Annotated in this window: 9 protein-coding genes and 2 tRNA genes; 4 read left to right on the forward strand and 7 right to left on the reverse strand. The window is 66.5% G+C overall.

The genetic code is table 11. The annotated features are described in order from the left end of the window. Nucleotides 1–68: 68 nt before the first annotated feature. The 3 genes from B7R93_RS09115 (at nucleotide 69) to B7R93_RS09125 (ending at nucleotide 2,412) form a co-directional block, all read left to right on the forward strand. Nucleotides 69–566 (forward strand): GNAT family N-acetyltransferase, encoded by a 498-nt coding sequence (locus B7R93_RS09115; protein WP_103020652.1) that lies wholly within the window; start codon nucleotides 69–71, stop codon nucleotides 564–566. Between the two features lie 68 nt (nucleotides 567–634). Further along, nucleotides 635–1,396, forward strand: a complete 762-nt coding sequence (locus B7R93_RS09120; RefSeq protein ID WP_232798240.1) for a glycosyltransferase family 2 protein — start codon at nucleotides 635–637, stop codon at nucleotides 1,394–1,396. Nucleotides 1,397–1,470: 74 nt separating this feature from the next. Then, nucleotides 1,471–2,412 (forward strand): branched-chain amino acid transaminase, encoded by a 942-nt coding sequence (locus B7R93_RS09125; RefSeq protein WP_103020452.1) that lies wholly within the window; start codon nucleotides 1,471–1,473, stop codon nucleotides 2,410–2,412. A gap of 78 nt (nucleotides 2,413–2,490) precedes the next feature. Here B7R93_RS09125 and B7R93_RS09130 read toward each other — a convergent pair whose 3' ends face one another. The 4 genes from B7R93_RS09130 to B7R93_RS09145 form a co-directional block, all read right to left on the reverse strand. Continuing rightward, nucleotides 2,491–3,273: a queuosine precursor transporter gene (locus B7R93_RS09130; RefSeq protein ID WP_103020453.1), complete on the reverse strand. Its 783-nt coding sequence runs from the start codon at nucleotides 3,271–3,273 to the stop codon at nucleotides 2,491–2,493. 135 nt (nucleotides 3,274–3,408) lie between these two features. Next, a complete protein-coding gene (locus B7R93_RS09135) occupies nucleotides 3,409–4,491 on the reverse strand; it encodes a HEAT repeat domain-containing protein (RefSeq protein ID WP_103020454.1) in 1,083 nt (360 codons plus the stop codon). Nucleotides 4,492–4,602: 111 nt separating this feature from the next. Next, nucleotides 4,603–7,851, reverse strand: coding sequence for a UvrD-helicase domain-containing protein (locus tag B7R93_RS09140; RefSeq protein ID WP_103020455.1), 3,249 nt, complete (start codon nucleotides 7,849–7,851; stop codon nucleotides 4,603–4,605). Between the two features lie 63 nt (nucleotides 7,852–7,914). Next, entirely contained in the window at nucleotides 7,915–10,755 is a 2,841-nt protein-coding gene (locus B7R93_RS09145; protein WP_103020456.1) for an alpha/beta hydrolase family protein, read from the reverse strand. 366 nt (nucleotides 10,756–11,121) lie between these two features. Here B7R93_RS09145 and B7R93_RS09150 point away from each other — a divergent pair, with 366 nt between their 5' ends. Then, nucleotides 11,122–13,947, forward strand: coding sequence for a TonB-dependent receptor (locus tag B7R93_RS09150; RefSeq protein ID WP_103020457.1), 2,826 nt, complete (start codon nucleotides 11,122–11,124; stop codon nucleotides 13,945–13,947). A gap of 30 nt (nucleotides 13,948–13,977) precedes the next feature. On the opposite strand, the gene B7R93_RS09155 is transcribed toward B7R93_RS09150, so the two are convergent. The 3 genes from B7R93_RS09155 to B7R93_RS09165 form a co-directional block, all read right to left on the reverse strand. Beyond that, the gene (locus B7R93_RS09155) at nucleotides 13,978–15,318 is read right to left on the reverse strand and encodes an APC family permease (RefSeq protein ID WP_103020458.1); all 1,341 of its coding nucleotides are present in this window, start codon (nucleotides 15,316–15,318) and stop codon (nucleotides 13,978–13,980) included. 118 nt (nucleotides 15,319–15,436) lie between these two features. Further along, a tRNA-Leu gene (locus B7R93_RS09160) sits at nucleotides 15,437–15,522 on the reverse strand. Between the two features lie 87 nt (nucleotides 15,523–15,609). Continuing rightward, nucleotides 15,610–15,686: transfer RNA gene (locus tag B7R93_RS09165), tRNA-Lys, on the reverse strand. Nucleotides 15,687–15,836: the final 150 nt, after the last annotated feature.

Here is a 15,836-nt window from a genome sequence, read left to right on the forward strand (position 1 = left end):
GGAACGCTGCGGTGGAGGACTCTTTCGTTTCCACGACGTACTGTCTGCTCAATGTTCTCAGTTCTCCCGTGACGGCATCCATCCGCAAGGCCACGCCCGACGACGCGAAAACGCTCGTCGACCTCATTCTGGAGCTCGCCGCCTATGAGAACTTACTTGACGAGGCGGAGCCGAGCGTAGAGCTTTTGGAGGAGCACCTGTCGGCAGAGGCGCTCACGGGTTGTGAGGCGCTCCTCGCCGAGACGGAGCGCGGTACGGCGGTGGGCTTTGCGCTCTTCTTCCACAACTACTCCACCTTCCAGACCAACGCGGGCCTGTACGTGGAGGACCTCTTCGTGCGGTCCACGTACCGGGAGGAAGGCATCGGGCACGCGCTGTTTCGGCACCTTGCACAGATTGCGGAGAAGCGGGGCTGCCGTCGCATCGACCTGGCGGTGCTGGACTGGAATACGGAGGCGATTGAGTTCTACGACGCGCTCGGGGCCGAGCCGCTCGACGACTGGACGACCATGCGCCTGGACGAAGAGGCGATCGAAGCGGTGGCCACGGCAGAGGCGGCGGCGTAACGCCGCATGGTGCTCTGCTCCCCAAGGAGCCGTCCGACGACCCTTTGTCCAGGCCACTGCCCCCCACCGTGACGACGCTCGCCATCATCCCCGCCTTTAACGAAGCACAGGCCATCGGCCCGGTCGTGGGCGATATCCCTGAGGGCCTGGTGGATGAGGTGGTGGTCGTCAACAACGCCTCGACCGATGCGACGAAGGCAAATGCCCGGGCCGCCGGGGCGACCGTGGTCGACGAACCGCAACAGGGCTACGGGGCCGCGTGCCTGCGCGGCATCGAGTATGCGACGACACGTAAGCCGGACATTGTCGTCTTCCTGGACGGCGACTACAGCGACCATCCGGACGAGATGCCGCGCCTCGTGGAGCCGATCGCCGCCGATGAGGCGGACTTCGTGGTGGGCTCCCGCATCCGCGGCAACACCGAGTCCGGCGCACTGTTGCCGCAGGCACGGGTGGGCAACCGGTTTGCCTGCTCGCTCATGCGGCGCGTCTGGGGGGCCGGCTACACGGACCTCGGGCCGTTCCGGGCCATCCGCTTCTCTGACCTGCAGGCCCTCGACATGCAGGACGAGACCTTCGGCTGGACCATCGAAATGCAAATCCGGGCCCTGGAGGCCGGGCTCCGCGTGGAGGAAGTCCCAGTCTCGTACCGGCGCGGCATCGGGCCCTCCAAAATTACGGGCACACTCTCCGGGACTGTGAAGGCCTCGGCCAAGATTCTGTGGACCATCGGCCGCATGGCCGCGACCACACGCCGGCGTGCCCCGCAGCTCCGAGAACGGGTGGACCGGGTCCGGACCGACGCCCCCACGCTCGAACCAAAGGGCTGAACCTTTTCCCAGAGGCGTCGTTTTCTTCCTGGTTCGTCATCGTATCTCCCGTCCTTTCGCCCCCGCACGCTGCCATGGAGCCTGACATCTGGTACAACGGAGACTTTATCGACCACGAGGACGCCGAAATCCACGTCCTCTCCCACGTCATCCACTACGGCTCCTCGGTCTTTGAGGGCATTCGGTGCTACGAGACGGAGCAGGGGCCGGCGGTCTTTCGGCTGGAGGAGCACATGCAGCGCCTGATTGACTCCGCGAAGGTGTACCGGATGGAGATTCCCTACTCGCTGGATGAGCTTGCCGAGGCGGTGGTCGACACGATCGAGCGCAGCGGCCTTCAGGGGTGCTACATCCGACCCGTCGTGCTCCGGGGCGAAGGCCCGATGGGGGTCAACCCGCTCGACAATTCGGTCGAGACCTTCATCGCCGTCTGGGAGTGGGGACAGTACCTGGGCGAGGAGGCCCTCGAACAGGGCGTCGACGTGGAGGTGGCCAGTTGGAACCGCATGGCCCCCAACACCCTCCCGGCGATGGCGAAGGCGGGCGGCAACTACCTGAACGCCTCCCTCGTGAAGATGAACGCCATCAAGAACGGTAAGATGGAGGGCATCATGCTGAGCACCGACGGCTACGTGGCCGAGGGGAGCGGCGAGAACCTCTTCGTGGTGAAGGACGACACGCTGTACACAGCCCCAACAGGAATGTCCATCCTGCCCGGCATCACGCGGGCCTCCATCATTTCCCTGGCGGAGGACCGCGGCTACGAGGTGGAAGAGAAGCAAATTCCCCGTGAGGCGCTCTACACGGCCGATGAGCTCTTCTTTACCGGGACGGCCGCGGAGGTCACGCCCATCCGCACGGTCGACGACTACACGATCGGCGCCGGTTCGCGCGGGCCCGTCACGAAGGAGATGCAGGACGCGTTCTTTGAGGTCGTGGAAGGGGGGCGGGACCCGCACGACTGGCTCACGTTCGTCGATGTGCCGGCGGCGGACGAAGCGGAGATGACTGCGTAGGAGGACCCGGTGGTCAGAACTGAACAACTGTGTGGGCCCGTCCTCTGTGGGAGGGCCCACTTTTGGTTTGGGTAGCGCCTACTCCATCGCGCCGTCCGTCTCCAGCCCTCGCGGATCGGCCTGGATCCAGTTCGTGAGGTAGTGGGTGGCGACGTAGAAGAGGGGCGTGTCGAGCGCCGCGATGCCGAGTTTGAAGACGTACTGGCCGACGACGATGCCCTGCCACGTCTCGAACGTGAGGGGATCAGTGGCCGGGTTGCCGTCGACCTCGGGCCAGATGACGAGGGCGATGGTGACCACCATCACTGTGTCGACGAGCTGGCTGAAAAAAGTGGAGCCGTTGTTGCGGAGCCACATGTACTTCCCGTCCGTGAGGCGGCGCCAGAACTCGAAGATCTGCACGTCGATGAACTGGGAGGCGAGGTAGGCGATCATCGACCCGAGCACGATGCCGGGCAGGAGGCCGAACACCGAGTTGAACGCCTCCGCGGTCACGGGCGACTGCTCGTAGGTCGGGGCGGCGTTGGCGATCCACACCACCAGCGTGATGAAGACGCTCACCACGAAGCCGGCCCCGACGACCGTGTTGGCCCGCTTCCGGCCGTAGATCTCGGAGATGAGGTCCGTCGCCAGGAACGTCACCGGGTACGCGATGATGCCGCACGAGAGTTCCTGTCCGAACAGGACGAAGAACTTGCTCGCGACCGCATTCGTGATCACGAGTGCCCCGATGAAGAGGCCGGCCAGGACAGTAAACGCGCGCTCGGCACGGGACGGATCCGCCTTCCGAAGTCGGTTGAGATCGTGGCCGGAAAGGGTGGCTTCCCGTTCGGGGGCAGTGGCAGGATCAGAAGCAGGCACGCGTCGGTGAAGCGGTTTTTGGACAAGGGATCATGTCTCCTAGACGAAACGGTCCGCTTCGTTTCTGCATGAGGAGCAGTCCCGGGAGCAGCTCGTAACGTTCTGGGGATGCCGGGTCGCGTTGGGAGACGACCGTCAATGTGGGCCTCGTCGAGGCGGGGGCGGGTCGACGTTGTACGTACCGGTCTCGATCATATCGAGAATCTGTCCGATGCTTGGACGGTCTCCCCAGTAGGTCCCGACATACGCGAGCCGGACGATGCCCTCGGGATCGATGATCACCGTACTGGGCCGGTTGACCCATTCGGAGTGGACCGCAAACTGCCACGGATCGATGCCGTACCGCAGGCCGACGGAGGCGGCCCGGTCCACCAGGTGGGGCCACCAAATCTCGTCGGGATATGGGGCGAGGGGGTGCTCGCCCGGCAGCTTGTCGGCAAACCAGTATGGGGGGCGGACCTCTTTGCCCGTCATGACCCGGCCGCGGTAGCGGTCGTGGCACTCGAGAGTTGCCACCTCCACGTCGAGTGCACGGAACCGGTCCTTCCGCCGAATCAGCTCGTGAAACTCTTTGTGGCAGACTGGGCACCAGTCCGCAAAGACCCAGAGGAGGACCACCGTCTTCTCCCCCAACACGTCCGAGAGCCGCCAGGACCGGCCCTCCGTGTCATCAAGCACGAAGTCTGGGGCAAAGTCCCCGTCTCGCACTCGTCCGAACGTGGACGGGTCCAGCGTGGCAAACTGCTCGGCGACCGCCGGTTCGACCGGCCTCCCGCGCTCAATTCGGGATCGGGCCACCATGCACTGATGGCGTACGTCGGGGTGGTCTTCGGTCTCCGCATGGTGGGCGACGGCATCGCTGGGCACACCAATCTGTCCGAGCGCGATGGCGGCGTGGGCACGAACGACCGGTTCGGGATCGTGGCGCAGTCGGTTTTCCAGGGGACCCACTGCCCTCTCTGCCCGAAGGGGCCCGAGCCCCATTGTCGTGACCTGCCGGACGTGTGGATTGTCGTGCTCCAGAAGATCGACGAGGGGGGCAATGTCCTTCCGGCCCTGACGGATGAGGTCGCGCAGCGCCAGGGTTCGCACGCGCCAGTCTGTACGCTCGTGGTCGGGGACCCCGTCGTAGCCCGTGTCCGGATCGACCGTGAATCCGTTGTCGACGGGAGGAAACGAATGGGCGCCGATGCGCTGCACGATCTCATCGATCGACATGGAGTAGGAAGGTAGTGGCGGGAGGAGAGGGGGAGCAGTGGGGGGCTCCAATGGGGAGCGAACGAGAGGCAGCGTTACAGAGAGCGAGTGGCCGCGGAGAGGACTGCGAGGTCACCCGGAAGGGGCGGACGTGGTCTGCACGAGTTCCTCGGGGGCGGCGTCGAGGAAGGCAGTGGGCCGGCGGTCGTAGCCCCGCTCGCGTTCCGGGTAGGTGAGCACGAGGCGGTGCTCGGCCCGCGTCATGCCTACGTAGAGGAGGCGGCGGCTCTCCCGGCGCTCCTCCGGGGCGCGGGCGAAGTAGGGCGGAAAGGCGTTGTCGTGTGCGTCCATGCAGACGACCCGCTCGAATTCGAGCCCTTTCGCGCTGTGGTAGGTGGAGAGGGTAATCACATCCTCGCCCTGCGGGGCCGTCTCTTCCCCCCAGAGCGCGAGGTGGGTGAGGAGGTCGTCCAGGGCGGTGCTCCGGAGCGGCCGGTCGGCGTAGGGGGCAAAGAGCGCGTCCAGGCGGCGGGCCAGGCCGGGCTGGAGGCCGGCGGAGACGGTGAGCAGGGCGTCCTCGTCGATCAGTGTGTAGAGCGCGTGTTGGCGCAGGCGGTCCGGGAGGGCCCGCGGCAGAAGCGACCGCAGGTCGTCGCCGGCGGGGGAGGCGTCGCGAAGGGCCCACGTGTGTCCCACTTGTAGAAAGATGCGGGCGTCCTCCGACAGTGCTTCGGGGGCGGACGACTCGTACGTGAGGGCGGCCACGAGGAGGGGCAGGAGGGGCTCGTGGGCCAGGGCACGGCGTTGCCGGGCGCGCTCCGCTTGCATCCGCTTCAGGAGGCGCTGCTGGTCCTCACAGTCGGCCAGGGCACGATGGGCGGTGTCTGTCGCGTCGTCGAGGAGCGTCTCGCGGAGGTGCGCGGCGTCGTAGCGGCGGAGGCCGGGGAACAGCTCGTGCGCGGCGGGCAGCAGGTCGTAGGTGGTGGCCCACTCCGCGTCCGCGTCGTGCTCTTTGGCAAGGTGGCGCAGGACCCGAAAGTCGTAGCGCTGGCCGTTGTGGGCGATAAGCGGCGCGGCGCCTACGAACTCGCAAAAGTCAGCCCAGACCGCGGCCTCGGGCCGGGCCTCGTCGAAGTCCGTCTCCGGGTCCAGCCCACATACCGAGTGCAGGGTCTCGCGCTCGTCGGCCGTCAGGTCCTCGGGCAGTTGCACGAGCGCGGAGAACCGATCAACCACGTCTCCGTCGCGTACCTTCAGCGCGCCAATTTCGGCCACGCGGCAGTGGCGCGGGTCGGTGCTTGTGGCCTCCAGGTCGACCATCACGTATTCGGGAAAGAGCGGCTCGGGCGCCGACGGGCCGGTCGTGGCCTGCAGCAGCTTGAGCAGCCGGACGGACGGGCTGTGGAAGGTGGCGTCGGCGTCCACCACGTGCACGTCGTTTGGGTCGATGCCGAGCAGCCTCTTCTGATCGGACGGCAGGGAGGCGCCGGGGGTGAGGAGGAGAATGTGAGGCGTCTCGCCGTCCGTCGAGAGGGCGTTGGTGCGCTCGGCCCAGCGGAGGAGGGCCTCCAGGTCGGTCGTGAGGACCACGTCGTCGGCGCTGAGCGGCGGGATCCCTTCGTCGGCGGGGCGGGCGAAGAGGGCCTCCTGCATCTCGGGCAGTGGGGCGGGGGGATCGGTTTCGAGGTCGAGGGCCCGCCGCACGAGCTGTCGCCAGAGCCGCGTGATCTGCGGTGTGCGATGGTGCAGAAGAAGACGGGGCGGATTGGCGGCGGCCTCCGACGCCTCGCGCCACTTCCGCAAAACGCCACCGGCCGTGCGAAACGACGAGAGCGAGGCGGGGTCGGTGAGGGGGGCGGCGTAGCGACGAAGCAGCTGGAGGGGATCGCCGAGCTGGCGCAGGGCGTCGCGGGCAAAGGCGCCGATGGTCAGGTCGTCCTCCTGGGTGTTCTGCAAGAGGTTGGTGATCGTGGCGTAGGTTTGCTCGAGGCGGTCCACGGCGGGGCCGAGGCCGGCACTTCGGCGGGCCTGCTCGTTGGTGACGACGGTCTGGAAGATGCCCCAGAGGCTCGTGTCCGGCAGGCTCCGCTCGCCAAAGTCACGCAGCCGCGCCACCGTGTCGTCCGGCAGCAGGCGAGACAGCAGCTCCGCCATCGGGGCATCGAGCGGCCGGCCGCGGCGACGGGCATCGACGACGCGGAGCAGAGCATGCAGCTTTTGCGCGGGGGGGGCGTCCAGCAGCGCCTCGCTCTGGCTCGTCTCGCAGGCGAGGCCGGCCCGCAGGCAGGCCCGCTCCAGGGCTGCCAGGCGGCGGTTCCAGCGGGTCAGGACGGCCAGGTCGCTCCGGTCGGCCCCCTCGTCGATCCAGGTGCGCAGCTGGCGAAGCACGTAGGTCCGCTCGGCCTCGGGGTCGTCGCACGCGACGAGGCGCACCGGCTCCGTGCCCGGGTCCACCGTCCGAATGTCGCCACGCTGTTTCAGTCGCCCCTTCCCGTCGAGCACGGCCTCCGCCACCGCGTAGATGGAGCGGTTCGATCGGTAGTTGGTGGTGAGGACGTGTCGCGTGCCCCGTTCTTCGGTGCAGTCGAAGCGGTCGATGTAGCGGCGGAGGTTGGCGGGCCGGGCCCCGCGGAAGCGGTAGACAGACTGGTCGTCGTCGGCCACGCAGTAGAGGTGGGCGCCTGCGTCTCCCAGACGACGGATGACGTCGAACTGCACCGGGTCGGTGTCCTGAAATTCATCGACGAGCACCGCCTTTGTCTCCTCAGTGAGGCGGGCCCGCACGTCGGGATGGGTACGCAGCAGGTCACGCATCTTCACGAGCAGGTCGTCGAAGTCGAGCGCGCCCCGGTCCGCAAGCATTGCGGCGTAGGCCCGCAGGCCCTCGGTGAGCCGGCCCGACACGGTGTCGATTCCGAGCTTGATGCGGCTGACGTGGGTCTTGACCTGGCGGTAGCTGTGGAGATCATTCGCCTCGCACCAGCGCTCGTGCGCCTCGTACCAGCGCTGCCAGAAGGCGTCCGTCACCGTGTCGTCGACCACGATAAAGTCGTCGGGCACGTCTGCCCGGTCCGTGCAGGCCCGGAGCGTTTTGTAGCAGAAGTGATGAATCGTTCCGGCGCGGACGTGCTGTGCCTGCGGCCCCACGAGTTCGGTGAGGCGGGCCGTGAGCTGCTGCGCGGCGCGCCGTGTGAAGGTGACGAGGACAAGGTGGGAGGGTGTCACGTTCTCCCGTTTGATGAGGTAGGCCGCCCGGCACACCAGGACGCGTGTCTTGCCGGTTCCCGGCCCGGCCACCACGAGCTGCGGGTCCATCGACGCCGTCACGGCGGCTCGCTGGTCGGGGTTGAGGGGAGGCCAGTCGGCGGAAGGGGTGGGCACGATGGGGACGGGGGACGAGGGAAGGAGTGGGGGCGGGGCGGTTGGCGAGGCTGCGATGCCCCACTACTCTGGCGTGCCCGTCACCGGCTCCAGGCCGAGTGTGCGTCCCTGGTCGACGGCCGGAACGCCCTCTTCGAGCCACGCCGGCGCGGGGGCGCCCTTGAGGTAGTGGTCGAAGAACTGCTGCATCCGGGTCGTCCAGTCGCGCATTTCTGCGAGGTCGGTGGGCCAGTGCACCTCGCCGGTGTAGTTGAGGAGCCAGGCCGGCTTGTTGAGGCGCCGGAGCGCCACGAACAGCTCGATGCCCTGCTCCCAAGGCACGGCCGAGTCCTGATCGTTGTGCATCATCATCAGCGGGGTGTCGATGCGGTCGGCCTGGAAGATGGGCGAGTTGTTGATGTAGCGCATCGGTGTGTCCCACAGGCTGCCGCCGATGCGGCTCTGGGTCTCCTCGTACTGAAACATCCGGCTCATGCCGGTGCCCCCCCGAATGCCGCCGTACGCGCTGATCATGTTGGAGACGGGCGCCCCGGCCTCGGCCGCCGCGAAGAGGTCCGTCTTGGTCACCATGTGGGCAATCTGGTAGCCGCCCCAGCTGTGTCCCTGCACGCCGATGCGGGCGCCGTCCACGTAATCCCGATTGGCAAGCATCGTGACGCCCGGCATCACGGACTGCATCGCGCTCTCGCCGGGGTAGCCCTCCTCGTAGTGAATGTCGGGGACGAACACGAGGTACCCGCGGCTGGCGTAGAAGGTGAAGTTGATGATCGACCGGTGCGCCGCCGGCGCGTAGTGCTCGTGCAGGTCGTCGCTGTACTGCTCGTAGAAGTACGTCATCATCGGGTGCTCCGTGTCCGGGTCAAAGTCCGCCGGCTTGTACAGCAGGCCCTCCAGCGGTTCGCCGTTCGCCGAGGTCCACTCCACGAGCTCCACAGTCGCCCAGCGGTACGCGTCCTGCTGCGGGTTGACGGTGCTCAGCCGCTCGGGATCGTTGAACGAGCGGTCCGCCACGCGCAGGTCAGGGAATTCCTGGACGCTCTCCCGCGTGTAGAGCAGCCGATCGGCGTCGTCGGCCGTTTCCGGCGTAGAGAACGACCGGTCCATCATGCGGAGCTCCGTGGGGCGCTCCCCGCTGCCCATCCGGTCGCGGTAGAAGCCTCCGGCCTTCGTCTCTGTGTTGAAGGCCGAGAGGAGAAGCGTGTCCGGCACCACGGTGGGCGGGGTGATGGGGGTCGGCCAGTCGCCCCACGCGGCGGGGGTGCGATCGTCGGTGAGCGAGACGTGGCGAAGGCGTAGGTTGTTCGCGCGCCCTAGTTCGTCGGTGACGGCCTGCGCGTCGTCGGGCCGATCGGGGGGAACGGCCCACACGTCGTGGCGGTCGTAGAGGAGGACTTCGTCGTCGCTTTCGGTCCAACCCGCGAGGCCGTACGGCCCCGCCGGGTAGGGCACGTCGTGCCGGTGGTCGTGGACGGCGTGCGGGATCGACGCGGAGAGCGTCATTCGTTCCCGTGTGTCCGTGTCGAGCCCCCTCCAGGCGCGCGCCTCACGGTCCCACCACGCGAGGTAGTTGCCCTGCGGTGAGAGCTGCGGAACGGCCTGCACGTCCCGGAGCACGCGGGTGCGCTCCCCGCTCTGGAGGTCGATCAGGTACGCGTCATACGCGGGGGGCCAGTCCCACGAGAGCTCCTGCCGGTAGGGCCGGTTGGTGATGCCGAGCGCCACGGTGCCGGTGCCCTCAGCGGCGACGGTGACGGCCGGAATCTTTTCGGTGGCGAGCTGCAGCGTCCGGCCCGTGTCCACGACATGAACGGCCCGGTACGTCTGCTCCTTCCGGTCGTCGGCCCGCTCCTTCTGCATCGGCTGCAGGTACGGGTCCTGCCAGTGCCACACGTCCACCTCCACCTGCTCGTCCTCCAGCAGGCTGTCTTGTTCGAGGGGGGCGGGCGGCGTAGGGGCGGTGCCGAAAAACACGCGGGCCCCATTTGCGGAGAAGGAGAGCCCGGCCTGCTCGCTGACGAGCCACTCGTTCGGAAGGGCCGCCGCACCGGACTGGACAAGGGCCTGGAGGGCGGTGTTGCCCGTTTTCCAGTGATAGAGCGTGTTGTCGTGGTGGGGCGCGTCGGTGCTGTCGGGGCCGTTCAGAAAAGCGACCTGCGTGCCCGTGTCGTCCAGCGCGACCTGCGGATATGTCTGCTCGCTGGCGTGGAGCGTCGTTTCCCGTGGGGCGTCGCCGTCGAGCCGGACGGCGTGGAGGCTCTTTCCAGTACTGTCGGCGGCTGTATAGGTGAGCAGCGGGCCCTCCTCGGCGACGGCATAGTCGGTCACGTGGTCGTACCGCCACGTCTCCCCACTGTCGAGGTGCCGGAGCGTAAGCGGTGCCCCGTCGGTCTCATCGTCATGTTCTTCGTCCGAGTCGCTGCTGTCGGGGCGGGGCGGTTCGTGGTGGTAGGCAGCCCAGTCGCGCCCCTCGTCGGGCAGCTTGTACGACTGCACGCGGTCGACGCGGGTCGTGTCGCCCGTGGCCAGGGCAAGCAGGCCGAGGTCGTGGGTCGGGCGCTTCGGCGGCGGCACGTCGTTGAGCCGGGCCTGCCGGGTCGAGTCGTGCGGCGGGGCAATCATGTACACGACGACCTGCGCGTCCGCCGTGAACCGGGCCGCCTCGCCGCGGGGCACGGTGTAGGTCTGCCGGGGCTCTACGCGCTTTACCTGCAGGGTGTCGTCCCCTTTCGGCGGGCTCGTGCGGTACCGCACCCACGCGCCGTCGTCCGAAAGGGCCTGGGTCTCGATCTCCTCCCACCGGTCGTAGTCGTCGTGTGTAAGCGGCTGGGATTGGGCCTGGGCGACAGGGGCGGTGGAGAGTCCGAGCGCGGCGACGAGCAGTGCGGCGACGGCCGAATGACGCATATGGCGGAGACAAGAGCCTGTGCGATGAAAAGTGCGTCGTCAAGATACGTGACACGGGCCCCAACGAAAAGCGAAGGGACGTGGGAGCAAGCAGGGAGGTGCGCGCGAGGAGACCGGGAAGGAGGAGCGACACAGAGACTGGGGAGAGCGGTGAGCATGGTGGAGAAGGGACAAGCGAGAACGCCCGTCTTGAACGGACGGATGCGATCCGTCCGGAAGCGGGCCGAAACAGAAACAGAGGAGTGAGAAAGTGTGCAGGCTCCGTTACGGCCCGGCCTCTCCACAGGATCTCCACAGGATCTCTCTGGGGCGATGTCTTAATTATGAATCGTCCATTTCATACCAACCGATGTTATGGGTTCCGCTATGCACTCTTCCCTATCGACTCGCCGTTTTCACGCGTTCTGGTTCGCTGCGCTGGGCGCAGCGCTTGTGTGTAGCGTGTGGGCGGCCTCTCCAATCTCCGGACAGGCCCAGACGAGGGGCACCATTGAAGGGCGCGTCCTCGACGCCGAGACGGGCGATCCACTCAGTGGCGCCAACGTACAGGTGCTCGGCACCGAGCGCGGCACCACGGCCGATACAGACGGTCGCTTCAGCGTCCAAGTGCAAGCTGGGACTGTCTCTCTCCGGGCCAGCTTTGTCGGCTATACGTCCCAGCGGAAAGACGTGGAGGTCGACGTCGACGAGACGGTTCAAGTGCGTCTTCGACTCCAGGCCGGCTCGACGCTCGACGACGTGGTGGTTGTCGGGAGCCGGAGCCGGAGCCGCTCGGCCCTCCAGTCGGCCGTACCGGTCGACGCGCTCCCGGTGGATGAGTTGACGGCCCAGTCGCCCCAGACGGACTTGAACCGGCTACTTACCTACTCGGCACCCTCCTTCCAGGCCAACCGGCAGTCGTCGGCCGACGCGACTGAGTTCGTCGATCCGGCCTCGCTGCGCGGCCTCCCCCCCGACCAGCTGCTTGTGCTCGTCAACGGCAAGCGGCGCCACAAGAGCTCGCTCATCAACACCCTACAGACGGCGGGCAACGGCGCCGCGGGGACCGACCTGAATGCCATCCCCACCGCCGCTATCGAGCAGATTGAGGTGCTGCGCAACGGGGCCGCGGCCCAGTACGGGTCCGACGCCATCGCGGGCGTCCTCAACATTCAGCTGAAGGAAGACACCGATCGGCTGACGGCAGGCGTTACGAGCGGCGTCCATCAGGAGGGCGATGGCGAGCTCCTCAAGGTCGAAGCCAACTACGGGTTCAGCCTCGGAGAGGACGGCTTCGTAAACGTGACCGGTACGCTTCGGGACCGCGGCCGCACGAACCGGGCCGACGGCAACAGCCTGATCATCTTCGACCAGTCGGACCGGGGCAACTTCTTCTCGTACCCGTCAGACGACAGTCCCCAGGACCCGTCGGAGGCCCGGCAGATCGACAATCAGACCCTCGCAAATCGCGGGCTGGAGCGGGAGGACGTTCGCTTCCGCGTCGGCCAGTCGGAGATTGAGCAGGGGGCCGTGTTTCTGAACTCGGAGGTCGGCCTGCGCAACGACGCCACGTTCTACGCCTTCGGCGGCCTCTCCTACAAGAACGGGATCGGCGCTCCCTTCCGCCGCCTGCCGTCGGACCTCGCCTCCATGCCGTTTCGCGCCGACGATCCGTCCCCCAGCTTCTTCCCGAACGGCTTTCAGCCGGAACTGAATTCCGATGTGATCGATCAGGCCCTCACGCTGGGCGTACAGGGCACAATCGGGGGCTGGACGTGGGACCTGAGCAATACCTACGGCCGCAACGCACTCGACTATCAGGTCGACAACACGGTCAACGCCTCGCTTCTGGGGGCGAGCCCGACCAGCATCTATGCCGGTGAGCACGCCTTCAGCCAGAACACGGCTCAGATCGACGTGTCGCGCTTCTTCGACGAGACCCTGGCGGGCGTTAATGTGGCCTTCGGAGGGGCCTACCGCGTGGACCACTACCAGATCTTTTCGGGGGAGGAGGCTTCCTACCGTGACTACGGACGGGCGCAGGTGATCGACAACAGCGGCCCGGAGCCAGAGCTGGTGACCCGAGACACGCTGGGCAAACAGGGGGGGGCACAGGGCTTCGTGGGCTTCCGTCCCGAGAACGAGGTGGACCGCACTCGTAGCAACGTGGCTGCGTACCTGGACACGGAGTTCAACCTGACGGAGGACGTTCTCGTGACGGCCGCCGGGCGCTTCGAGGACTACAGCGACTTCGGCAACACCCTCACCGGCAAGCTTGCGGCCCGTTGGAGCCTGGTCGACGACCAACTCAACCTACGCGGCTCGGTGAGCAACGGCTTCCGGGCTCCGTCCCTCCACCAACTCTACTTCAACGACGTGAAGACCGACTTCGACGACCAGGGCCGGCTCGCCGAGATCGGGACGTTTAGCAACGACAGTGAGGTGGCGCGCGTTCTCGGCGTGCCACAGCTCGACGAGGAGCAGTCTCGCAGCGCCAGCGTCGGCTTCACGGCCAGCCCCACCGATAACTTTGACCTCACGGTGGATGGCTATCGCATTCGTATCGAGGACCGCATCGTGCTCACCGGCGAGTTCTCGGGCGGCAACATCCAGGGGCTTTTGCAGGAGGTCGGGGCGTCGGGGGCCAAGTTCTTCTCCAACGCCGTCGACACGGAAACCCTCGGGCTTGACGTAGTGGCCACCTACCGGCTGCAGACCGCTTACGGCACGGTCGACCTCTCGGCGGCGGGCAACTACAACCGGACGGAGGCCGACGACGAACTCAACATCCCGCGGACGCTCCGCGACAACTTTCAGGGCACGACTGAGGAGCTGCGCAACACCTACTTCAGCCCCAAAGAACGGGCGCTGTTGGAGACGAGCAGTCCCCGCACGAAGCTGAACGTGTCGGCCGACTACCAGATCGGTCCCGCCTCGCTTTTCCTCCGGACGGTTCGATTTGGAGAGGTGACGCGCAATGAGTTCCCGTTCGGAAGTGAGCAGGTGCACGACCCGCAGTGGGTCCTGGACGCAACGGTCTCCTACCAGCTCACGGAAGAGGCAAGACTGAGCGTCGGTGCCAACAACCTGTTCGACAACCTCCCCGACGAGCAGATCTTCCCGAACTCCTTTGTCGGCGTCTTCGACTACGCGCCGGTGCAGCAGGGCTTCAACGGGGCCTTCTACTTCGCCCGCCTCAACATCCAGCTGTAGCGGCCTCCGCTTGCGACGTGTGACGAACGGCTACGGACGGGGCTCGGAGATCGGGGCCTCGTCCGGGGCGATCCACTGGCTGGCAAAATAGAGGGCCGCCCCCACGGCCACGATGCCAAGCCCGATCAGCGACTCGGCGGGCCGGTCGAGAAACACGTACACGAGGATCCAGGCGTTCGCCACCAGGAAGAGGAGCGGCGGGACCGGGTAGCCCCAGGTTTTGTACGGGCGGTCGATCTCGGGGTGGCGCCAGCGCAGCACGAACACGCCGGCCACGGTCACCATCGTCGATAGAATGAGTGTGAACCCGGCGTACACGAGCACCTGGTCGAAGGTGGACGTGTAGATGAAGAGAAGCGCGAGGCCCATCTGGAACAGGACGGAGTTGACCGGGATGCCGCGGTCGTTCGTGACCGCGAGCCAGCGGAGCGCGGGGGCGTCTTCCCCCATCGCCTGGGTCACGCGCGGGCCCAGGTAGATGAGGGCGCTCACGGTCGAGACCAGAAGCAGGGCGATGAAGAGCGACATCACATCTCCCCCTGCGTCCCCGAAGATGACGGAGCCGGCGAGAAAGCCCACCTCCACCTCCCCGGCCATCTGTTGCGTCGGCACCGTGTAGAGGAAGACGAGGTTGAGCAGCACGTAGAGGACTGTCACCAGCGCGGTGCCCAGCACGAGCGAGAAGGGCAGGTTGCGCTGCGGATCCCGGATCTCCCCGACGATGTAGATGGCGGCGTTCCACCCAGCGTAGGCGTACGACACGAACACGAGGGACACGGCGAAGCCGGGGCTCACGAGCTCGCCCAGGGCGTGCCCGTCCGGGACGACCGTAATGCTATGCGTGGTCGGGTTGGCCTGGAGCGCTGCCCCTACGAAGACGAGGATGAGCAGTACTTTCAGGGCCGTGAACGTGTTTTGGAACCAGCTCCCCCACGTGATGCTGGTGGCGTGGATGGCGGAGCAGAGGAGCACGATGCCCGCTGCCAGGTGGGTGGATGACCAGCTCGGAAAGACGGCGGTCGTATAGTCCCCAAAGGCGATGGCGGCGAGTGCCGTAGGGCCCGCAAAGCCAAGGGTCGCGGAGATCCATCCGGCAATGAAGCCGAGCGACGGGTGGTACAATTCTGAGATGAGATGGTACTCGCCGCCGGAGCGAGGCAGGGCAGCGCCCAGTTCCCCATACGTGAGCGCCCCGCAGAGGGAGATCACGCCCCCCACCGCCCAGAGCATGAGCAGTGCGAAGGGGGAGTCCAGGTATTCGACCTGAAACCCGACGCTGGTGAAGATGCCGGTGCCGACCATGTTGGCCACCACGAGGGACGCGGCGGTCAAGAGGCCCACCTTGACGGGCGTGCGGTCGGGGGTAGTCATTCAGGAAGAAGACAAGGCTCGAAGCAGGGTGGCGTGGGAGGGCGGCCGACCCGTTGGGGCAGGCGTGCTTCCCCTCCAAAAGAAAACCCCCTGACTGCAAATCGCAACCAGGGGGCAGTGCCCGAGAGAGGACTCGAACCTCCACGGCCTATAACGGCCACATGGCCCTCAACCATGCGCGTCTACCAATTCCGCCACTCGGGCAGAGTGTCGACAAATGCTGGAGTACGAATGCTGTATACGGAGAAGATGTTTCTGTATCTTCCCGTTGCCGTTCGGGACTCCCGATTGTGGTGACCCCGGCAGGATTCGAACCTGCGACTCACGGATTAAAAGTCCGTTGCTCTGCCAAGCTGAGCTACGAGGTCAAAATGTCAAAGCATACGTGTATACACTGCCCTGCCGCATCTGTTCGTACTGTTGGGCGTGAAGCGTTCGTGAGGCTCAGTCCACACGGAGGAACGTGGAGACACGAGATGCGCCGATGGCGGACGCGAGTCTTGTCGTTGTTGGTGGAG

Source organism: Salinibacter altiplanensis (assembly GCF_002894645.1).
GTDB classification, from domain to species: Bacteria; Bacteroidota; Rhodothermia; order Rhodothermales; family Salinibacteraceae; genus Salinibacter; species Salinibacter altiplanensis.

Coding starts and splice junctions, on each gene's coding strand:
- B7R93_RS09125 (WP_103020452.1), top strand. CDS start 1,471: ATGGAGCCTGACATCTGGTACAACGGAGACTTTATCGACCACGAGGAC.
- B7R93_RS09135 (WP_103020454.1), bottom strand. CDS start 4,491: ATGTCGATCGATGAGATCGTGCAGCGCATCGGCGCCCATTCGTTTCCT.
- B7R93_RS09145 (WP_103020456.1), bottom strand. CDS start 10,755: ATGCGTCATTCGGCCGTCGCCGCACTGCTCGTCGCCGCGCTCGGACTC.
- B7R93_RS09150 (WP_103020457.1), top strand. CDS start 11,122: ATGCACTCTTCCCTATCGACTCGCCGTTTTCACGCGTTCTGGTTCGCT.
- B7R93_RS09155 (WP_103020458.1), bottom strand. CDS start 15,318: ATGACTACCCCCGACCGCACGCCCGTCAAGGTGGGCCTCTTGACCGCC.